15 protein-coding genes are annotated in these 22,174 nt (G+C 36.2%); 2 read left to right on the top strand and 13 right to left on the bottom strand.

Going from position 1 to position 22,174, the window contains the following annotated elements; genetic code table 11:
* Window positions 1-10: 10 nt before the first annotated feature.
* From A8L32_RS01655 to A8L32_RS01635, 5 genes are all read right to left on the bottom strand, one after another.
* Window positions 11-3,415 carry a TonB-dependent receptor gene (locus A8L32_RS01655; RefSeq protein WP_066626998.1) on the bottom strand — a complete coding sequence of 1,135 codons (3,405 nt, stop codon included), beginning with the start codon at window positions 3,413-3,415 and terminating at the stop codon, window positions 11-13.
* Window positions 3,416-3,506: 91 nt separating this feature from the next.
* The gene (locus A8L32_RS01650) at window positions 3,507-4,484 is read right to left on the bottom strand and encodes a FecR family protein (RefSeq protein WP_143524988.1); all 978 of its coding nucleotides are present in this window, start codon (window positions 4,482-4,484) and stop codon (window positions 3,507-3,509) included.
* 224 nt (window positions 4,485-4,708) lie between these two features.
* On the bottom strand, window positions 4,709-5,302 hold the full coding sequence (locus A8L32_RS01645) for an RNA polymerase sigma-70 factor (protein ID WP_066627306.1): 594 nt from the start codon (window positions 5,300-5,302) through the stop codon (window positions 4,709-4,711).
* Between the two features lie 330 nt (window positions 5,303-5,632).
* The gene (locus tag A8L32_RS01640) at window positions 5,633-7,045 is read right to left on the bottom strand and encodes a sulfatase (protein WP_066626991.1); all 1,413 of its coding nucleotides are present in this window, start codon (window positions 7,043-7,045) and stop codon (window positions 5,633-5,635) included.
* Between the two features lie 187 nt (window positions 7,046-7,232).
* Window positions 7,233-8,708, bottom strand: coding sequence for a sulfatase family protein (locus A8L32_RS01635; protein WP_066626989.1), 1,476 nt, complete (start codon window positions 8,706-8,708; stop codon window positions 7,233-7,235).
* A 281-nt stretch (window positions 8,709-8,989) separates the two neighbouring features.
* Here A8L32_RS01635 and A8L32_RS01630 point away from each other — a divergent pair, with 281 nt between their 5' ends.
* Window positions 8,990-9,262, top strand: a complete 273-nt coding sequence (locus A8L32_RS01630) for a CPCC family cysteine-rich protein (RefSeq protein ID WP_066626986.1) — start codon at window positions 8,990-8,992, stop codon at window positions 9,260-9,262.
* A 73-nt stretch (window positions 9,263-9,335) separates the two neighbouring features.
* Window positions 9,336-9,869, top strand: coding sequence for a DUF4395 domain-containing protein (locus A8L32_RS01625; protein ID WP_066626982.1), 534 nt, complete (start codon window positions 9,336-9,338; stop codon window positions 9,867-9,869).
* A gap of 88 nt (window positions 9,870-9,957) precedes the next feature.
* Here the strand turns inward: A8L32_RS01625 and A8L32_RS01620 are convergent, their stop codons facing one another.
* The 8 genes from A8L32_RS01620 to A8L32_RS01585 form a co-directional block, all read right to left on the bottom strand.
* Window positions 9,958-13,266: a S41 family peptidase gene (locus tag A8L32_RS01620; protein ID WP_066626979.1), complete on the bottom strand. Its 3,309-nt coding sequence runs from the start codon at window positions 13,264-13,266 to the stop codon at window positions 9,958-9,960.
* 167 nt (window positions 13,267-13,433) lie between these two features.
* The gene (locus A8L32_RS01615; protein ID WP_066626976.1) at window positions 13,434-15,242 is read right to left on the bottom strand and encodes a hypothetical protein; all 1,809 of its coding nucleotides are present in this window, start codon (window positions 15,240-15,242) and stop codon (window positions 13,434-13,436) included.
* Window positions 15,243-15,453: 211 nt separating this feature from the next.
* A complete protein-coding gene (locus A8L32_RS01610; RefSeq protein WP_066626974.1) occupies window positions 15,454-16,458 on the bottom strand; it encodes an L-rhamnose/proton symporter RhaT in 1,005 nt (334 codons plus the stop codon).
* A 92-nt stretch (window positions 16,459-16,550) separates the two neighbouring features.
* A complete protein-coding gene (locus A8L32_RS01605) occupies window positions 16,551-17,594 on the bottom strand; it encodes an aldose epimerase family protein (protein ID WP_066626968.1) in 1,044 nt (347 codons plus the stop codon).
* 151 nt (window positions 17,595-17,745) lie between these two features.
* The gene (locus A8L32_RS01600; protein WP_066626966.1) at window positions 17,746-18,837 is read right to left on the bottom strand and encodes a mandelate racemase/muconate lactonizing enzyme family protein; all 1,092 of its coding nucleotides are present in this window, start codon (window positions 18,835-18,837) and stop codon (window positions 17,746-17,748) included.
* 87 nt (window positions 18,838-18,924) lie between these two features.
* Window positions 18,925-20,382 (bottom strand): aldehyde dehydrogenase, encoded by a 1,458-nt coding sequence (gene aldA, locus A8L32_RS01595; protein WP_066626965.1) that lies wholly within the window; start codon window positions 20,380-20,382, stop codon window positions 18,925-18,927.
* Between the two features lie 54 nt (window positions 20,383-20,436).
* The gene (locus tag A8L32_RS01590) at window positions 20,437-21,240 is read right to left on the bottom strand and encodes a gluconate 5-dehydrogenase (protein ID WP_066626961.1); all 804 of its coding nucleotides are present in this window, start codon (window positions 21,238-21,240) and stop codon (window positions 20,437-20,439) included.
* Between the two features lie 101 nt (window positions 21,241-21,341).
* Window positions 21,342-22,174, bottom strand: an 833-nt coding sequence (locus A8L32_RS01585) for a zinc-dependent alcohol dehydrogenase (RefSeq protein ID WP_066626958.1), incomplete at its 5' end; no start/stop codon positions are given.

Below are 22,174 nucleotides of genomic sequence, written 5' to 3'. Positions count from 1 at the left end.
ACGTTTTTCTTTAAAATCCAACATTTACACCAAAAGAATAGGTACGCTGTACTGGGTATCCATAACTCTGCGTGCCGTTATTTTCACTTTCATTTTGCTCTGGATCAAAATAGTCCATCACTTCTGAAATTGTGAACAGGTTAGTACCGCTTACATACACTTTACAAGCTGATAACCACTGTACATTAGACAATAGCTTATTCTTTAAGTTATAGGACAATTGTAAATTCTTCAATCTGAAATACTTGGCATTTTTCAGATAAAAATCTGATTTATTATCAGCATTGCTGTTGTTACTGCCGTTAACACCTTCTTGGTGAGAAATTCGTGGATAAAGTGCATTAGGATTTTCTGGAGTCCAATAATCTAACTGAAACTCATAAGTACGCCTTTTGGCCTCAACCACCATAAAATTATCAAAAGCCATATATCTATCACCCGTTCCTTGGAATAATCCATTTAGCGACCAGCCTTCGTAACTTAAACTAAAGTCGATACCGTAATTAGATCTTGGTAAAGATGGCAGACCAACTAAACGCTTATCTTGATCGTCAATTTTTCCATCTCCATTCAAATCTTTATATCTGATATCACCACCTTGTGTTTCGGTAGAACCCAATGGACGCGGTGCATTTAAAAACTCATCTGCATTTTGATATAATCCATCATTCAGGTAAACCTGACCACCGTTCCAATAATCTGTGCGGTGTGTTACGCGTTGGTACGGATTCTTAAACGTTGCTTCATCCTCATCATCTTTTTGTTTCCAAAGCTGATTAAAATAAGCATAGTTAAAGCCTACTTCATATTTTAATTTATTGGCATTGCCTTTATAACGAACTGAAAATTCAAGACCTGCTCTACGATGCTCTGAGTTAGATTTTATCTGAGGTAAATCTTTACCTAAAGGTTGTGAATATGTATCTTTTGGCGAAACTAAATACCCTTGGGTAGTATAGTAGAAATATTCTAACGTACCGCTTAATTTATTTCCTAAAGAAGAAAAATCAAGACCATAATTATACGACTTACGGGTATACCAAGTCAGCTCATTAGGGCTAACTAAAGGTCCTTCTGAATATCCGTTTACAAGATTGTTATTTATCGCATAAGCACTGGTTTCAAGATTATAAACAGGAATATATCCAAAACGATTTACTCCTTCGGTTACACCAGTCTCTCCATACGAAGCTCTTAATTTTAAACTATTAAAGATATTTTTATCCATAATAGATTCCATAAAATTCTCTTCCGTTAAATTCCAAGCTAACGACACTGCAGGAAAGAAACCCCATTTTTTTCCATCCACGAAATTATCATTTCCATCGTATCGACCACTAAACTCAGCAATATATCTATAATCGTAGTCATACTTCAATCTCACCACATAACCAGCGTTAGCCCCTTCTCTTTCTGTTCCATCATTACCAATGCCTGTAGGAGGGCCAGCAAAAAGTTGATCTACAGCCCCCGATTCATAATCTCTACGAGATGCACTCATTTCTTCGTAAGCAGAAGTGGTTTGATTATAAACAAAAGTACCTTCAACGCCATGTACCCCAAACGTTTTGCCGTAATGAGCACTTGATTCAAAATACAATCTTTTGCTATAGTACGACTCAGCCGATAATGCAGGTGCTATTTGCGGTGCTAAAGAACCATCTTGCATATACAAAGGCACTTCTTTTTGCCAATGTTTCTGAAAACCGTCACCATCACGGTAGTTGGCCATAACACCAAACTTTAAACCTTGAACCGTTGGTACTGCCCAGTCCGCTTTTAACTGCACATTAATAAACTTATCACGTGTTCTGTTATAACCAGCATCTTTGCTAGTTATGGCTATTGGATTATCTCCATCGCCACCACCAGCCAGCGTTCCATCTTCATTATATGCACGAAACATAGGATTATTTTGCTGATTAATAGTACGCCAAATACTATACATACTTGTGGATGGTTCTTGGTAATTTTCAATACTGGCATTTACATTAACACCCACATCTAAACCAATGCTTTCAAATTTTGTATTCATATTACTTCTAATATTCATACGGTCGTAATTCACTACGTCTTCTTTAAGAATACCACCTTGATCGATGTAACCTAAAGACACAAAATAATTGGTTTTCTTATCTCCTCCCGTTAAGGATAAGTTGTGCTTTTGTTCCGGCGCAAAATTCTTTAGTGTCATTTCGGGCCAGTTATTATCCGGAAATCTATCCCAATCTGAATGGTTTTTAATGATATCTAACTCCTCATCAGAATAAGTAGCAGGTGTACCATCGTACACATTGGCCTGATTTTGAAGTTTAGCATACTCATACGAGTTTAACATTTCGGGTAAAACAGTTGGCTCACTGTACTGTTGGTTAAATGAATAGTTGATATTCACCTTTCCTTCTTCGCCTCGTTTTGTAGTAACCAATACAATACCGTTACCCGCACGCGATCCATAAACAGCCGTTGCCGATGCATCTTTTAAAAATGAGATAGTCTCAATATCCTCGGAGTTTATGGCATTGAAATCCTGTTCCTCAGTAATTACACCATCAATCACGTATAGAGGTTTTCCGCCACCTCGAATAGAAATAGAAGGCGTACTACCTGGTCCACCACCACTATTTTTTACAATTAAACCCGGAACTTGACCTTGTAGCGCGTTACCCACATTAGCAAAAGGCGTTTGCTCTAGTTTTTCAGCCTTCATGGTAGACATTGCACCAACTGCCTTACGCTTAGTAGTTGTACCATAACCAATAGCAACCACCTCATCTAAACCAATGGCATCGGTTTTCATTACTACATCGATTACACTTTTACCTTCAACAGCAATTTCCTGGTTAGCCATTCCTACAAATGAAAATACCAGTACTGCATCCGCAGGTAAATCTGAAATAAGATAATTACCATCAATATCCGTGATAGTACCATTCATGGTTCCTTTTATCATTACCGCTACTCCAGGCATTGTAGCACCCATTTCGTCAGTAATTACTCCCTTAACTTCTCCCGCTTCCTGTTGAATGGATGCTGCAATTATTTCTGTTTGTTTAGTCTTATAAATGACTACATTTTTGTCTTCAATACGATAACTTACCTCTTCGTCCTTTAAAACGTCAGATAGTACTTCATCTACTGAAGCATTCTTAATTTTTACTGAGTGCTTTTTTTCTGTATTTAAATCGTCACTCTTAAAAAAGAAACCGAATTCGCTCGTATTCTCAATCTCACGAAAAATTTCGAGTATCGTAGCTTCTTCTAAATTTAGATTTAGCCGTGTATTCTGGCTATAAGTACTAGCTGTAACCATTGAGGCAAAGCCAATAAGCATGATTAAGGACAATTTCATAATCCTGATAGTTTTTTTTGTCCAGTCCCAATTTTGGGGATTGAACTGTCGATTTTTCTTCATAAATTTGTTTTGTACTCGTTAAACATTGAGTCCGGCTCCACCCGGATTCTTTATTTACATTACAAGTGCACCTCTCCACAGGTGCACTTTTTTATTTAATAATTACTATATCCTTTCCTGTTTCGTTTGATAGTATTTGATAATTCACTTCCGAAGTCACTTTTAAAATTTTTAGCATTTGCTCAACCGTGGTAGTCTTCTTTAACACACAGGTATATTGCTCATTGGCTAAGTCTTTATTCTGAATATTGAAATCTACGTTATACCACTTCTCTAAATCTTCACACATTTGAGCCAGCGTTTTCTTTACAAAAACAAACTTACCCTCGGTCCATGCCGATTCAATAGAAGTATCGATATTACTTACTTTTAGCTTGCCTGTATGTTTATTGTAGATAACACCTTGACCTGGATTGATATTGGCTAATGTTGTATTGGCAGTGTTTAAAATATCAATATCACCTTCGAGTAGAGCAGCACGATAATAGTTATCACACTCATACGCCTTAACATTAAACTTAGTACCTAAATCTTTAATTTTAAACTCACCCACATCTACCACAAACTCGCGGTTTTCGTCATGTTTAATATCAAAGTAAGCCTCTCCACTAAGTTTTGCTGTAATTAATCCTTTACGGTTTGTGAGTTCTAATTTAGAATCTGAATTTAACCAAACTTTAGAGCTATCTGGAAGAATAACTGTTGATACGCTACCTTTTTCGGATTGATATACATAGGTTTCTACTTTACCCTGCCTAAGTTGAGGAATAAAATACTGAAGAGCCATGCCTAAAAATAAAGCTACCAGAATAACAGCAGCATATTTCTGAAAATTACCTATCCAATAATTATTGACTTTTTTACCGCCTGTTTTAGCCCAAAATTCATTAAACAATAGTTTCTTATCTATATCGGAAGATTGTTTATTTTGAATATGAGATAAATGCCAAAGATTCTGAATACCTATGGATTCCTCTTTAAATTTGGCATCCTCACCGAGTTGCTTAAAAAAAGCTTCCTTTTCTGTTTGATCAGCCTGATTGGCCAATATTTTATTGATTATATTCAATGAATTATTCTTAACTATGGTTATAACAACTAAGCTTATCCTATTATTAGTTTTAGAAAATCTATTACACAATTCTGGATTAACTTATTTTCACACTTAACACCTCAATACTTTGATACCCTATCAAAAAAATGGTATTTTTTTAAGTCAATTTTAACACCCGAACACAAACGCCTAAAATACTAATAGTTACAAACATTATGATTTGATAAAATTCAGACTATTTAATTAAGAAATTCGGAAAGGAGAATGTAAAATGGCAGATATTCTTTTAAGTCTTTACGCAAAAAAGCAAGCGCTTTACTCATTCTGGACTCAACTGTTTTTTGACTTATAGATAATTTGTCGGCTATCTCGCGATACTTAAGCTCTTGAAAACGGCTCATGATAAAAACCTGTTTTATTTTTTCTGGTAGTTTCTCAATGGCTGCATTCAGTTTTTCCTGAAGTTCTTCAAAAATGATGGCATCATCACTTAGTTTAGATAAGGCATCATATTGAAACTGCAGTTCCAAATGTCTAATATTATCCAGATATTTAGCTACAACCTTTTCGTTTCGCAAATGATTAAGACAATTATTCTTGGTAATTGTATAAAGTAGATTTTTTATATTCGAGTTGTTTTCAATTGCTCCTTTATTTTCCCACAATTTTACGAAAGCATCTTGCACCACCTCTTTAGCAATATCTTCCCTTCTCAAATACTGCAGAGCTAAATGATATAAAACATCAAAAAACTCAAAATACACACTTTCATATACCTTTTTATCTCCCCTCTTTAAGGATTTGATATCAATATAAAAAAGCTTCTGGTGCATAACTGTAGATTCCAAATAATAAGCCGCTAAAGTATTGCTTATAACTGCCACACTATTGCCTGCAAGTACAAAATATGAATCTGTTAGTTAATTCCTCACACTTTCTAAAATACGAAACAAACTCCCTTACAATCTATATCACAAACAATTACAAAGAACCAAACTCTCTTCAGTATTGAATATTTTAAAACGTTTTAAAGATCACTTACGATTTATAACTACGCTATTTATTTTTGTCCACTTAAAACTCTTTACCCTGCTAATTACTTTTAAAAATTCTATTATTTATATTAAAATTGAACAATTACTTTTAATTCGTAAGCTAAAAAACTATTTATTCAGCTTCTCTTTTAGTTCAACCCTAAACATATTTAAAATTGTATCATTTTCTTTTTCAGAGGCAATATTCGTCCACTCGTTAGGATCGTTACGATGATCGTACAACTCCTCGAATCCATCTGGATAAACAATGTATCTGTAGTTCTCATTTCGCAGGGTATGCATTCCTTTGGCTTTGGAGGTAAGAGCAAACTTGTCCCATTTTGCCTTCGGATTGTTGATAAGTATTTTTAGACTCTCCCCTTCTAAATCATCTTTAACAGGTAACTCGCATAAATCAACTAAGGTTGGATACACATCCAACAAAGAAACTATACGGGTACTTATCCCACTTTTTTTATTTCTTGGATCGAGAATTAATAATGGTGTTTTTGCCGATCGCTCCCAAAGCACATTTTTAGACCAATGTTGCTTTTCCCCCAAATGCCAACCATGATCGCCCATTAAAACAATAATGGTATTCTCGGCATAGGCACTACTGTTTAGCGCTTCCATTAAATGCCCCACACAAGCATCTGCAAAAGATAAATTCGCTAAATAGGCTCTAACTGCCTCTTTCCATTTATCATTTTTAATCAACTCACTGTGCAATACCTTTTGAGGCAATCTGGCTCCTAATTTCCCAACATCATCCAAATCATCTTCTTTTACCTCAGGAAGATTTATATCATCTAAATTATACAAATCGAAAAACTCCTTAGGGGCATACCAAGGTAAGTGGGGGCGGAATATTCCGCATGCTAAAAAGAACGGCTTTTCGTGTTCTTTCTCTAAAAATTGAGCACAATAGTCCGAAGATTTCCAATCGTGTGTATCTTCTAATTTCTCATCAACACCATACCAATCAAACGAATGTATAAAATGCTTATTAATGCCCTTCTGGTTTAAATTAAGGCCATGCTGACTGCGCAATTCTTTATCAGGATAAGAGGTTCCTAATCCTCCTCGCAATTCTTCTTGAAACGACCCAGGATCACTTCCTGGTCTAGGTTTAGCTGCAGGTCCTCTGGGGCTGTGAAATATTTTACCCCCCGCAGCAGTGCTATATCCATTCTTTTCAAAATACTGTGGTAAGGTTACTGTATTTTCAAAACCAGGTAATTCTCTAAAATGTTCTGAATTACCATAAACACCTGTTGTTGCAGGCTGATAACCAGTCAACATACTTGTACGTGATGGATTACATAAAGCGGCCGAGCAATAGGCATTTTTAAATATTACACTTTTAGCCGCAAGTTTATCCATATGCGGTGTTATGGCTTGTTGGTTCCCACCAAAAGCACCTACCCAATCGTTCATATCATCCACCATAATGAGTAATACATTGGGTTTAGACTTGTTGCTTGCATTAATACCTTTAATACTCAATATGCATAAAAACGTAATTAACAGATATCTCTTCATAACTTATCAGTTTAATTAATCAATATCAACCTGTAAACTATCGGTAAATTATCGGATGACATTATATGCCAAAAGTGTGAAGTTTTCCGCTCGCAAAAGTTCGTCGCAATACCAACCATGTTTTTACGGGTATAAAAAAAGCTGCCAGAATCAATTTCTAACAGCATCTTAATATGTTTATCTTAAATTAAAGGTTTACACCAGTGCCTTGCATAGAGCTATCATGATCCCACATGATAATCCACGGATCGCGTGTTTCTAATTGGTAGGCTTTTAATTTTGCCTTCATCTCTTTAAGTACATCGGCATACTTTTTATCTTTCGCTAAGTTTTTAGCTTCCCAAGGGTCATTTGACAAGTCAAATAATTCAAATTCTGGACGAAATAAATAATCTTCCATTTTTCTGTTACCATAAAACTCCTGGCCACTTCTATATACTCCCTGCCAAGTAGACGAAGCCCAAAGATCGGATGCAAACGGGTATTCTAAACGCCACGCAGTGTTCCATATTAACTTGTAATTACCAACCCTACATGCACGCATAGGGTAGTACATAGTTATTTCATGAAAAGTATGAGAAGCATATACCTCATCCCATCCTTCAGCTTTATCATTCTCTACAATATTTTTAAATGAGCGTCCTTGAAAATCTTCTGCCTTATAACTAACATCAGCCATATTTAATATGGTAGGTGTTAAATCTACCCACGAAACCATAGCGTTATTTTGGGTTCCTTTATTTTTTATCGAAGGGCTTTTAACAATGCATGGCAATTGAATACCTGGTTCGTACACTGTTGTTTTTGCTCCTGGAAAGGCCATACCATTATCTGATATATAAATAATAATAGTATTATCCATTTTACCAGCCTTTTCTAACATATTCATCAATCGCCCAAATCCTTGATCAACCCTCGAAATACTTTGGTAGTATTCCGCTATCTCTTCTCTCGATTGGTTTGTATCTGGCAAATACTCAGGAACAATTACATCTTTAGGATCATAAACTTTGGTTTCTACACCTTCATAACCCTCCTTTTTGTTACCAAAGGTATTGGGCATATCCCAACGTGCTGGCTTAAACGGGTGACCACGATGTGGATCATCAGGACAAAAGTAAAGAAAGAATGGTTTATCTGAACTTAAAATACCTTCACACTTATTAGCCATCTCCACCGTATTACGCGGGTCAGCCTCAAGTACCTCTTGAAAATGATAAACCGATTCTGGTGCCACATGGTATTTTCCAATTCTGGCTGTAGCATATCCCGCCTCCTCTAAAAGAACAGGTAAAGATTTAATACCATCGAATGTACTGAAGTGATGATAATCATGAACATGCCCGTAAGACCCCGTGGCATGACCAAATTGTCCTGTTAAAATAACCGAACGACTGGCCGCACAACTAGCGCTAGTACAGTATGCGTTATTAAACCTTACGCCTTCCGAAGCCAATTTATCAAGATTCGGGGTTTCAATAATCGGGTTTCCATAACACCCTAAGGCATCTTTACCATGGTCATCCGACACCACCAATATCACATTAGGTTTATTCGACTTTACAGTTTGTTTTTCGTCTGCAGCTTGGTTTTGGCAGGATACTAATCCTATTGTAGCAATGAATACAAATAAATAGAATAGATTAAAAATGAGTTTGTGCATATTGTCTTTTTTAAAGCTTGGCCAACTAAGTTTTAGCAGCTTTATTACTATTGTTTAACTTCCTGCTAAAATACACTAAAAAGTATATTTTTATGTATTCAAGCATCCATTTAAAGTGTGTGAGCGTAATATTTAGCTTTGGTATGCTTTATTTAAGGCATTAGCCATCCCTTTTATTATATTTGCTGCGATAAAACACGTATGGTCGAGATAATTGGTTAAAACACTTTTGTTTCATTACTTTTTATACTGACCATCAGCGTTTTTATACTTTTATATTTATGAAGAAAATTGAGCTTAACGAATACTGTCCTTGCTGCGGATACAACACCTGCATACCTGAGAAAAGACTTGAAATGGAAATATGCCAGATCTGTTATTGGGAGGATGATGAACTGCAGTATAAAGATCCAAAATTAGAGTTTAGTTGCAATTTGGTTTCGCTAGAACAAGCTCAATTAAACTTTGATGAAATAGGTGTAAGTATCGAAGATATGAAACGCTATTGTAGAAAAATCACTCCACAGGATAAACGAAATCCTGAATGGAAGTAGGATAAAGAGGAAGCAACAAGAAGAACGGGTGAAGTAAATCACCTATTAATAATAACACTCAAACAAAAATACTATGTCATTTTTTAGTTTTGGAGAAAACATTGAAGGTATAAACTATAAAGTTTTAAACGAAAGAGTTGTACGAGGAAACTCAGGCATCATGTTTTTATTGGGCATGATAGCTTTTATTAATGCTTTTATTCTTGAAAATTATATCGTTCTGCCATACTTATCTGGTATTTTGTTATTCAATTTCTTAGTGGCAGTGCTGATTAACCCTAAGTTTGCGCCAACCGTATTTATTTCTTGGTTATTAGTACGCAAACAAACACCTTTGCATATAGGTGCTATTCAAAAACGTTTTGCCTGGAGTTTAGGAAGTTTATTAACAGGAGCCATCTTTATTTTGTCATTCTTTTTATTGGAGGATGTTAAATATTTCGACCCTATTTGTATGATGTGTTTGGTATGCTTGCTTCTATTATTTTTAGAAACAGCCTTTGGAATATGTATTGGGTGTAAAATTTATTATGGCTTGATAAAAATTAAAGTAATCAAAGAACCTAAGGAAAAACCAAATTGTATGGGTGATTCTTGTGAGGTATAAACACCTTAATTAATATAAAAAAGAAAGGGAGAAAGCTGATAACATATAATCAGCTTTCTCCCTTTTTTCATTTCTTATCAAACCCAGCTTAACTCGATTTAAGCATCGACTTTGCTGTCCTTTCTTCTAACGGAGGGGCTGGTGTAATTAAATGTTTATTTTCTTTTACTTTCTTCAGTACCTCTTCCACTACTTTTTCTATTTGCGGATCGCGACCTTGCATTAGCACATTCGGATCGTCCCAAACTTTAAAGTCTGGTCTCACACCTTCTCCTTCCCAAAACCAATGCCCGTCATTATCATATAATCTGGCTCCAGGAACAGTTATCCCTCCACCATCAATTAAACCATGACCAGTGGCTGGTCCAACCAAGATACCTAAAGTACGTTCACCCACAATAGGCCCAGCTTTTAACTCTTGAAAAGCCCAAGGAAGACCATCGCCACCAGAACCAGCCCAGCCGTTAATCAACATTCCCATAGGGCCTGTATTGGTTTTAACAGGACTTCGATGATCTTTCCCGTGTCGCCAATGCAAGTGACAATTTACAGGGCGTTGAAGCAATTCTAAAAAGCGATCAGCCAATTGTCCTCCGCCATTAAAGCGCTCATCAATAATAAAGCCTTTTTTATCTAACTGACCATAGAACATACGAACCAATTCCATCTGTCCTTGACTAGATGTGTTAGACATATATACGTAACCTAATTGTCCATCAGAAAGTTGATCAACCATTTTACGGTTATTCTCAATCCATTCTAAATAACGTAAATTACGTTCCTGACCACCATTTAAACATTTTACCACGACCTCTTTAGCATCCTTTAATTCTCCTGTTGAAGAAATCATTAACTGCACCGTTTTTCCACCTAACCCCTCAAAGGCAGCATAAGGATCCTGTTCTGGGTTTAGTTTAATCCCATTTACCGAATGAATATAATCTCCTACTTTCGCCTTAACACCTGGTTTATCAAATGGCGAACGCACTTGAGTATCCCAATCGGCTGGTTTTACAATACGTTTAATTTTATATTGCTTTCCATCCAACTGCCAGTCAATTCCTAAAAATCCGCCCGAAGTAGATGGACTACGTTCCATATCTCCACCACCGGCATAGGTATGTCCTGCACTCAACTCAGCTACCAGACTAGCCTGAATATTATTAATATCCCAACGCGTTCTAGCATCTTCCACCAAGCTAGCATATTGTTTACGCAAGCCATCCCAATCAACGCCATGCATATTCGGGTCGTAAAAGAAATCGCGGTGACGCCTCCATGTATCATTAAAAATCTGTCTCCACTCCTCTTTCGGAACCCAATTCATGGTCATATCTTTTGTAGGAATGGGCTTATCTAGTTTTTGCCCTGCCGCAGGTTTTATTACTCCGTACTTACCTTTTACACTCACCAACATCGATTCACCATCCGCTGTAGAACTAACAAAGCCAACATTATCTATTACTTTCTTTTCTTCGTTCTTTTTTAAATCTAAAACAAATAAAGTACTATTTTTACCACCTGATCCTGTATTGGCTCTTCTCACGTAAACCAACTTATCTTTAAAAGGAAGTAAAGCACCAATATTGCCTGCTTTGGGCGATAATATTTGTACCCTGGCTTCAATATTATCAAAGTCAATTTCTACCTTAACTCCATTATCTTTTTTATCCTTTCCGTTCTTATTATCATCGTCCTTTTTCTTATCATCCTTTTTGTCCTCTTCCTTCTTTTCTGGTTTTTCTTTTTTGATGTCAACAGTATCATTTTTTACTTTAACCAGTAAAGGAATATCCTTTTTTAAGGCGATAGAAGCTATTTGTGTTGAGTTAGGGTAAATCCATGTTCCATCACCTAAAGATGAATAAGCAGCATTCATACTTCTATTAGTTTGATAGAAAATGTACTTACCATCCTGACTAAAAACAGGAAAGTTATCATTATAAAAACCTTTGGTTACCTGATGCTGAGTTTTAGCTTTTACATTATAAACCATGATAGCTCCATTGGCATTCTCCTGATCCAAGGTATAAGTCAACCATTCAGAATCTGGCGACCATGAGATAGGATAATAAAACCTTGACCAATGACCAATATTCCATTCGCTTTGGGCTATTTTAGTAGTTTGTCCACTTTCAGCATCAATTACGTAGATAGTATTGGTTTCATCTATAAAAGCCAACATCTTATTATTAGGAGACCAAAATAAATCATAACCAAAACCTTTGCCTCGCTTCGTTAACTTTTTAGCTTCGGTTTTAGACTCGCTATCCTGCAACCAAATCTCATATTCTCCTGATTTATCACTCCAGTAAGCAATTGTTTTGCCATCAGGCGACCATGATGGATTTTGATCAAATGCGCCACTCGATTGGGTCAAGTTCAAAGTAAAACCTTCTTTTACAGGAACGTTAAAAATCTCTCCTCTTGCTTCAAAAGCAATACGCTTGCCACCTGGAGAAGCTGAAGCATTTGAAATTTTACCGCCCACATTTTTAATACGTGGTATTTCTACGGATAAATCACTCACAACATTAACATCAATCTTACTCGATTTATTTGTGCTTGTGTTATGCACAAATAAATCTCCTCCCATTTCATATACTAACTCATTTTTACTTCCAGATAAAAACGATATATCAAAATCCTTGTACTTGGTTACTTGCGTTTTTTCATTTGTATTAGGGTTGTACTGCCAGACATTTAAACGCATATGCTCACCTCTATCAGATAGAAAGAAAATATTATCACCTACCCATGCTGGCTTGCCATCATTGGCTTCGTTGCTTGTAATTCTTTCAGTTTTGTTTGATATAAAATCATAAACTATAATATCAGAAGTTAAGCCACCTCGATATCTTTTAAAAGGATAATTTTCTGTAATCTTTGTAATATAAGCCAGCTTGTTTCCATTCTCGGAAAAAGAAGCTAACTCACCGTATGGAATATTTAACTCTTTGGGGAGACCACCCGTTTTACTCACTATATAAAACTTATTCAATCGCCCTACTCCACTATTTCTACCAGAAGCAAAAAGTAGCTGTTTACCATCGGGGTGCCAATCAATCATTCTATCGGAGAAGGAATTATATGTAATACGTCTTGGAATTCCACCAGTAACAGGAACTACGAATACATCAGAATTTCCGTTATACCTGGCCGTATAGGCTATCTCTTTTCCATCGGGTGAAAACTTAGGCCAAGATTCCTCTCCTGGCGAGTGCGTAATTTGAATTGCCGTGCCACCAGCTTTAGGTGCCAACCAGATATCTCCTCCATACACAAATGTAATCTGCGTTTCCGATATATCCATGTAGCGCATTAATTTGGCACTAATCTGTCCGAATGCACTTACCGAGAGCGTAAGCACAGTAATAAATAATACGAATTTCTTCATAGGTGAAATTGTTTAGAAAATAAGATAGACAAGACAATGTATAATAGCATTTTATACATTGAACAATTTAAGCATAAATTTTAAAAGCCGAAATTATATTTAACAAAAAAGGCAACCTCTCTTTCGAAAGGTTGCCTTTTTAAGTATATTATTAAACTACTGTATTCTTATTTTGCTGGCTGAGGAACAAACATCGCAGATAACTCTTGCGTATATGCAGAAAGATCTTCTAATGCCTTCTCTTTCATATTCTCAAACATTTCATCTCCTTTCGAAAACAAATCCTTATAATAAGAAATTCCATCTTGTAGGTTAGACTTAAAAGCATTAAAATATTTAATGTCAGGTGCAGAGAATTCCTCTTTACAATCTTCAATTTTATCCTTTAGGTAATCCATGTAAATCTTCAACTCTTTTACAAAAACGTTAGGTCTTTCCGAGTTAAATAATTCACTTGATTTTCCATAAATATGGTCTATCATTTCCTTCAACGAACTTACCTTATCAAAGTAGGCTAAGTTTGGCCCAGGACATACTACAACACCATGATCACCCTTAGCTAACTTTAGCTTATAGTGCTCCATAATAGTGTTTCCTAAACCAACACATAAACAAGCCTTTTCAACTACCTTATCTATTTTAGCTTTAAGCTCAATTTTATTAGAGATCGTTTCAGTTAATTCAGCAATCTTAGTTTTTTGATATTGGATAGAAGAAGTACATGCTGGGTATTTAGTATACTCCGTGTTGAATTGTAAAAATTTCTTTAAACAAGCCGCACCAGGTTTACCCGCATCAATTCTTTTTTGCTTCTCAATATCCGCCCAGTTTCCTCTTACAGAATTAAAAGGCACTCCAAGTGGAGAAACATCGCTTAGGTAGAAATCTTCCTCTTTTCCATTTTTAAGCACGCCTAAAGTAAAATCATCTACCGTAGTAGCCTCTGGAACCAACATTAAAGGCGATCCCCAACCAATAGACTCCATTCCGTAATACTTGATAAACATATCGTGCTCATCCGAGTCACCTACTCCTCCTTGCACTGTATAAGCTACCGGGAATGGTTTCTCAACTTCTATATCTTTTTGTGATTTTAATGCACTTGCATAACCAGCAAATAACATCTCCACCAACTTCTCTTTATTTTCTTTAAATTCTTTTAAGATAGGTCCTAAAAGATAACCGTCAGATGCAAAAGCATGACCTCCACAATTCAGTCCTGATTCAATTCTAAATTCAGAAACCCAAAGTCCCTTTTTAGCTAAAAACCTACCTTGAACCATAGCCGAACGATAATCGCTCACTTTAAGTACAATGCGTTTTTTGATGATGCCATTTTCATCTGGAAAGAAATCATCGAAGGTAGCCATATAACCATATAACCTAGGATTTAATCCTGCAGATAATACTACCGAAGAAGTAAGATCACTTGTAGCAAAACCTTTGATAGCTGCATGAGCATCATTCAGTTCAGATGAAAGTGGATTACCTTCTTTATCGAAATTAACACCATCTAACTTAGTCATGATATTAACATCAATTTCACCTGCTGTCATACCTTTTCTTAGCTCTGCCTGTAAAGCTTCTTTATCCGCTTCAGGTGCAGCTAACATGTTAAGATAGTCTTGTCTTAAAGATGACGATTCTGGTAACAACTCAAAATACTTGGTAATTTCACTACCTTCAGTAAACTCTGAACTTTTAACTGATTCGAATTTAGCTTGAACAATTTTATGACTTAAGTTCAAATAATTCTTAACAATTGCTGGTCTGTTATTAGGATCTTTAGCATCCGTTTCAGTATAATCAAAACCATTCTTTTCGCTATGAATTTTAATTAAATGCTCCATAATATAATGATCAGTCAATGGAACTACAGAGTTAATTCCGTATTGTCCAACCTTTAATGGAGATTCAATTGTATAACCTGTACCCATGACAGGAATATGGAAAGTATGATGTGATTTATTATTCATTTTTGGCCCTATTTTTTAAAGCCGCAAAGTTAGTTATACAAATGGTCTTAATAGGAAAATTATGACTTTTGTTATCTGAATTATGACTAATTAAACCTTTTGAACATTTCGTTCGAGTCGAATTTATACATTTAAATTACCTATAAAAAAAGGGTTTTTGCACAATTGCGCAAAAACCCTTTTCGAATTTATATTTTATTAAGACGAACTATTAGCCAAAAGCAATAATCATTACTCCACCAACCATAGCGGCTATACCCACATAAAGAGACACTTTAGAAGCTTTAGGAGCTCCTCCCCACTCTCCAGCAAATACACCTGCACTAACAGCCGTTACAACAGAAAGCGTATTAAATATGGCATATCCAATAGAGCCTCCATCTTTACCTAAAACGAATGATGAATAAGCAAATATGATTGAAGCCGTAAAGTTTAATGCAGCCATTAAACCTGTCATTGAAATGTTTTTACCAGCTTCTGGCACTTTAAAACCACCCCAAAGTCTTTTTTTAGTAAGCATTACCACAAAGTAAGGCACTACAAAAACGCCACCTGATACATACACGATAAACATAGATGCTACCGATGCCAACCAAGATTCGTTTCCGTTTTTAACCACCATTTCTCCAATGATGTTTTTAGCCGCTACTCCATCAGCAGTAATTTCTAAAGCCACATTAAAACCTGTACATAAAATACCTCCTACAACAGCAATTACAATTCCTGTCACCATAGAAGCTCCTTTATTACCATCACTTGATTCAGCCGCAGAACGCAGCATACCTGCACGTCCATTAAAGATGATACCCGCTAAAATTACTGCGATACCAACTAAGATAGTAGTCATTTTAGTCGCTTCTGGCACACCACTAAATACCCATGATAATAATGAACCAATACAAATAATAGTTCCGATAAAAATGGAGAAACCTAGAGACATACCAATGTAATTGATGGCTTTACCCCATAACATCATACCTACTCCCCATAAGAAACCAGGTATCAACATTTTTAATAAAACAGGTGTTCCTACGTCTGACAGTACTTGTCCAAAATCGTTGATCATAGAAAAGGCTACAATACCAGGAATCAACCATAACATAAAAACATAACAAAGTCCCCATGCATTCTCAAAAGAATAGTTTTTAATATATTTTTCAGGCATGGCCCAAAAACCAAGCATAATACCAGCTGTAATCGCTAATAATATTCCCATAACATCTATTATTTAATTAGTTTGAAATTATTTTATACTGACCAGCTTAAATTTAAACTGGCTTTAATAGCAAATTCTTGTATACTGAAACTTTAAAACGACAACTTAAATATAGTTGTACTTTTAAATACTTCATCTGGTTTTGTAAACGTTTTTGGCGATCCATCGATATTTGGACCATTTTGCCAACGGTGCGTTTCACATGCGAAAGCACGATATTGTCCGTATAGCTCACTTTCATTTCTTTTCAACTCATCAGACATATACTTTGCCGTATAAAATAACATGCATGGCTCTGTTGAATAAACCTCTAAACTTCTTCCAGACTCAGGATCTTCGACTTTAGCAGTTTGAATAAGATCTTCATTCTTATTGTCGAAAACATAAAAATGCTCAAATCCGCCAACAGCATCATGAACATCTTTAATTATTTTACCTTCTCGTAAATCATTGGCTGTTCCTGTAACATCAAGTACTTTTCCTGTACCTGCACCAGTATCATCCATTTCTTGAAGCTGATTGGTATTTACCTGTACTTTAAACCCTTCCACTTTAGTTTTGAAACCAGATAGATTCCAATATGAATGGTTAGTCATCGATAGCGGAGTAGTTTTATCGGTAGTAGCAGAATAATTTAGAATAATCTCATTATCGTTACTTAATAGCATCACTACAGCGGCTTCCACGTTTCCAGGAAAGCCTTCTTCCATATCGGCACTTTTAAGCTGAAACTGAACGCCGATTTTTCCGTCAGACTCTATTGGAGTAGCTTCCCACATTCTTTTGTCAAAGCCTACTGTTCCGCCGTGTAAATTATTATCGCCGCAATTGGTCGCTAATTGGTAAGTAGTTCCATCTAAATTAAACTTGGCATCTTTAATCTGAGAGCAATAACGGCCAACAGTACATCCAAAATAGGGTGAGTTGGCCTTATATTCCTCTGAAAAATACCCATCCAGGGTATCAAACCCACAGGCTATAGATGTGGGTTTGTTGCCCTTCCCTGGAATTGTTATAGAGCTGATGGTAGCCCCTAAATCTAATATCTTTACAACCATTCCGTTATCGTTTTCTAAAACGAATTGTGTTACTTCTTGGTTGTTGTGTTTTCCAAAACTGATTTGTGTAGATTTCATTTTTTAGTATCAAGTAGTAAGTATCAAGATAAAAGACTATTTACAGCTTCAATCTCTTAATACTTGGGTTTTTTTTCTGATTTTAAGTAATATCAAGCATCAAGATAAGATTGAATCTTGATACTTGTGTCTTGATACTTGATACTATTTCTTATTTCTCTTCGTACTCTGCCAATTTGTTCCAATCAAACTCAACACCTACGCCTGGAGTATCAGGAGCTATTGCTCTGTGATTTTCAACTACCAACGGTCGTTTAGTGTATTCGTCAATTGGAAAGCTGTGTACTTCAATCCAACCTGCATTAGGTTGAGAAGAAACCAAGCTGACGTGAAGTTCTTGCATTCCATGAGAACAAACAGGAATATTGTGTTCTGCTGCTAGTTTAGCTGCTTTCAACCATCCTGTTATTCCTGCACAATTGGATGCATCTGGCTGTACAAATGATAATTTAGCATCTTCCATGGCATATTCAAATTCATGAATAGTGTGTAGATTTTCTCCCATGGCTAATGCTACACCGGTTGCATCTGCAATTTTTCCAAACCCTTTATGATCATCTGGAATAGTAGGCTCTTCGAACCAGTAAATATTATATTCTTTAAAACGTTCGGCACATTCTATAGCTTGCTCTACCGTCATTGAATAATTGGCATCAACCATAAAGGTAACATCTGGTCCAATATATTCACGTACAGCTTTGATACGCTCAATATCTTCGTCCATGTTTTCACGGCCAATTTTAATTTTTACCGCGTTATAACCTCTATCTAAATAACCTTGAATGCTATCCAACAATTTAGGTAATGGAAATAGTAAATCGATACCACCACAATAAGCTTTACAAGTATTATCAGTACCTCCAGCAACTTTCCATAATGGCTCACCTGCTTTTTTACATTTGATATCCCATAAAGCGATATCTACAGCAGCCATAGCAAAAGCATCAATACCTCCTCGACCTACATAGTGAATATGCCACCACATAAAATCATGAAGTTCTTCAATGTTTTCTGCATCCTTACCCACTAAAACTGGCGCAAAATCATGATCAATCATCGCTTTAATAGCGTGTCCACCTTTTCCTCCAGTATAGGTATAACCCGTTCCTTCACTTCCATCTTCAAGCGTTACAGTTGATGTAATTAATTCAAAATGGTAATGATCTCCGTGTTTAGCATCCGACAGAACCTCTGCTAAAGGCACTTTAAATATGCGGGTATTTACGTTTTTTATTTTTGTCATTTCTGCTTAGTATAAAGTATAAAGACATAAGTATAAAGACTTCGACCTAAGTCTTTTGTCTTTATACTTAATACTTTTATCTATTTCTTAAGCTTTAAACCTTACGTAGAAAGTTTTCTTTTCTAGATATTGCTCAAAACCATATTTTCCATCTTCTCCTCCTGTACCGGACATTTTATATCCGTTATGGAATCCTTGATGCAATTCTCCATGACCACGATTTACGTATATTTCACCAAACTCTAATTCTTGATTTAGTTTCATAATACGACTCATATTGTTTGTATATACCATGGCTGCTAAACCAAATTCGCAATCATTGGCATATCCAACTACTTCATCAAAGTCCTTGAATTTAAGCACAGGTAAAATTGGCCCAAATGCTTCTTCATGAACAATAGTCATATCTTGTGTTACATCGGTTAAAACCGTAGGCATAAACCAGTTTCCTTTTTCAAATTCAGGACCTTCCGGAGTTTTACCTCCATATGCTAATGTTGCCCCTTCTTTAACACTTACGGCAACTAGTTCTTCCATGTGTTTTAACTCCGACTTGTTTACCTTAGCTCCCATGTCCGAAGTCTCATCAAATGGATCTCCTACTTTAATAGCTTTTACCTTAGCCATGAATTTTTTCATGAATTCATCATAGATATCTTCATGAATATACATACGTTCGTTACATGTACATACCTGTCCACAGTTATCGAAACGTGAATGTAATGCTCCTTCAACTGCATCATCAATATCACAATCTTCAAAAGCTATAAAAGGTGCTTTACCTCCTAATTCTAATTGAACATGTGCCATATTTTCTGCTGCACTTCTGATAATAGACTGACCTGTAGGTGTACTACCTGTCATTGTCACCATTTTAGTAATAGGGTGCTTCACTAAAGCATTACCGATTTCACGTCCTGGCCCAGTAACAATATTTAAAAGACCATCAGGAATCCCTGCTTTTTTAGCTAATTCACCTAACATCAATGTTGACATTGGAGTTTCATCCGTAGCTTTTATTACAATAGCATTTCCAGCTACTAAAGCTGGCCCAAGTTTACGGCCTGCTAAAGCAAATGGAAAATTCCATGCTGTAATAGCAACAATCACTCCCCTAGGAACTTTCTGTATTAAAATTTGCTCATTTTCGTTGTCTGACGGTAGAATATCACCTTCAATTCTTCGTGCCCACTCACAGGCATATTGAATAAAAGAACAACATACATCTACCTCGAATAAAGCTACCTTAAATAACTTTCCTTGTTCCTTGGTTAAAACGGTTGCAAGTTCTTCACGATTTGCTTTAATCTCATCGCATAAAGCATAAAGTAACTCAGCTCTTTTACGCGCTGGAACTTTTGCCCAACTCTTTTGTGCAGCATCGGCAGCCTCAAGGGCTACCACTGCATCTTTTTCGTTTCCTTTTGCAACCAAACCGACAACTTCATCATTTGAAGGGTTTAATACCTCAACGGTTTCACCACTATCAGGCTTCATCCATTGTCCGTTTATATACTGATCAAATTCTAGGATATCTGTTTTCATCCTTACTAATATTTAGGTTATTGATTTGGCTAGTTTGTTTGTCTTAAGGGTATCTTAAATTTCGTTTTCACCTTTAACGTAACCAAAGTTAGCTAAGATTCCACCGTCTACATATAAAATGTGACCGTTTACGAATTCAGCTGCTTTTGAAGCTAAAAATAAGGCAGCATTACCTACATCTTCTGGCTCTCCCCAACGGTTAGCAGGAGTACGAGTCATTACTAGGTCGTTAAATGGGTGACCACCAACACGGATAGGAGCAGTTTGCGCAGTAGCGATATAACCAGGTCCGATTCCGTTGATTTGTAAACCATATTTAGCCCACTCACAAGTCATGTTCTCAGTTAATAACTTTAAACCACCTTTTGCAGCAGCATAAGCAGATACATTTTGACGACCGTAAACGCTCATCATAGAACACATGTTAATGATTTTTCCTTGACGACGCTCGATCATTCCAGGAGCAATACGCTTAGCAACAATTAATGGAGCAACTAAATCTACATCAATCACTTGCTCAAACTCAGCTATTTTCATATCTAAGATAGGAATACGCTTAATGATACCTGCATTGTTTACAAGAACATCGATAGGACCAACTTCTTTTTCGATTTGGCTAATTCCTTTATCAACACCTTCTTCGCTACAAACGTTAAAGTTAATCGTATAAACATCAATACCATCTTTAGCATATTCAGCTTTACACTCCTCTAATTTTGCATCGTCAATATCATTTACACATAGTTTTGCTCCTGCAGCAGCTAAGGCTTTACCACAAGCCATACCAATACCATGAGTTCCACCAGTTACTAAAGCAACCTTTCCAGATAGGTCAAATAATTCGTTTACGTTTATCATTTTATTAATTGTTAATTTATTGAGTTCTTATATTATTTATACTTGGAGCAACAAGCATACTTTCGGCACACCTCTGCTCCAAATAAAAAGCCTATGGCTTACTATTGACAGTCTACTAAATACTTCATTCCTTCAGGATTGGCATCAATACTTTCGAAAAGCTGCTGAATTTCCTCTAAAGGTTTTGTATCCGTGATGATTGTTTCGAATGGATATTTGTTATCCGTAATTAACTGGATAGACTCTTCGTAATCCTCTTTTTCGTATACACGAGCTCCAATTAGTTTCAACTCTTTCCAGAAGAATTTGAATAAATTCACTGGTTTTGGCTCGCCGTAGATAGCAACCATTACAATACGACCACGAATACCAGCTACTTCTGTTGTAATATCTAAAGAAGCTTGAACACCAGCTACCTCAAAAACAACATCAGCTAAAGCTCCGTCGGTTTTCTTGTCAACGTACTCCACTAAATCAGTTTTAATAGGATTGACAACATCAAATCCCATATCCTGAGCCATTTTAATACGAATCTCATTTACCTCAGAGATGATTACATTGGCACCTTTGCTTTTAGCAACCATAGCAACCAATAATCCGATAGGACCTCCACCTGAAACTACAGCAGTTTCTCCAGCTACTAATCCACCCATACGAACATCATGACAAGCAACAGAAAGTGGCTCAATTAAAGCGGCCAATTTTAAATCTGTTTCTTCTTTTAATTTATGTAGTGTAAAAGCAGGAACATTCCAGTAATTTTGCATTGCTCCAGGACTATCGATACCGATAAACTTTAATTTTTTAGCGATATGTCCGAACCCTTTATCAGAAGGTGCTTCTTCACGATTATCCAAAGGACGAACCGTAATTTTATCACCAATTTTAAAATCACTTACACCTTCACCAACAGCATCAATTGTTCCTGACATCT

It is taken from the genome of Labilibacter marinus, assembly GCF_001659685.2.
GTDB lineage: Bacteria > Bacteroidota > Bacteroidia > Bacteroidales > Marinilabiliaceae > Saccharicrinis > Saccharicrinis marinus.
Note: the sequence above shows the minus strand (reverse complement) of the source record. Positions and strands in the feature narration are given on the sequence as shown.

Excerpts from the sequence above, each read along its gene's own strand:
- A8L32_RS01605 (WP_066626968.1), bottom strand. The coding sequence starts at position 17,594 with ATGAAATCTACACAAATCAGTTTTGGAAAACACAACAACCAAGAAGTA.
- A8L32_RS01640 (WP_066626991.1), bottom strand. The coding sequence starts at position 7,045 with ATGAAGAGATATCTGTTAATTACGTTTTTATGCATATTGAGTATTAAA.
- A8L32_RS01610 (WP_066626974.1), bottom strand. The coding sequence starts at position 16,458 with ATGGGAATATTATTAGCGATTACAGCTGGTATTATGCTTGGTTTTTGG.
- A8L32_RS01645 (WP_066627306.1), bottom strand. The coding sequence starts at position 5,302 with ATGCACCAGAAGCTTTTTTATATTGATATCAAATCCTTAAAGAGGGGA.
- A8L32_RS01635 (WP_066626989.1), bottom strand. The coding sequence starts at position 8,708 with ATGCACAAACTCATTTTTAATCTATTCTATTTATTTGTATTCATTGCT.
- A8L32_RS01625 (WP_066626982.1), top strand. The coding sequence starts at position 9,336 with ATGTCATTTTTTAGTTTTGGAGAAAACATTGAAGGTATAAACTATAAA.
- A8L32_RS01590 (WP_066626961.1), bottom strand. The coding sequence starts at position 21,240 with ATGATAAACGTAAACGAATTATTTGACCTATCTGGAAAGGTTGCTTTA.
- A8L32_RS01615 (WP_066626976.1), bottom strand. The coding sequence starts at position 15,242 with ATGAATAATAAATCACATCATACTTTCCATATTCCTGTCATGGGTACA.
- A8L32_RS01600 (WP_066626966.1), bottom strand. The coding sequence starts at position 18,837 with ATGACAAAAATAAAAAACGTAAATACCCGCATATTTAAAGTGCCTTTA.
- A8L32_RS01620 (WP_066626979.1), bottom strand. The coding sequence starts at position 13,266 with ATGAAGAAATTCGTATTATTTATTACTGTGCTTACGCTCTCGGTAAGT.
- A8L32_RS01655 (WP_066626998.1), bottom strand. The coding sequence starts at position 3,415 with ATGAAGAAAAATCGACAGTTCAATCCCCAAAATTGGGACTGGACAAAA.
- A8L32_RS01630 (WP_066626986.1), top strand. The coding sequence starts at position 8,990 with ATGAAGAAAATTGAGCTTAACGAATACTGTCCTTGCTGCGGATACAAC.
- aldA (WP_066626965.1), bottom strand. The coding sequence starts at position 20,382 with ATGAAAACAGATATCCTAGAATTTGATCAGTATATAAACGGACAATGG.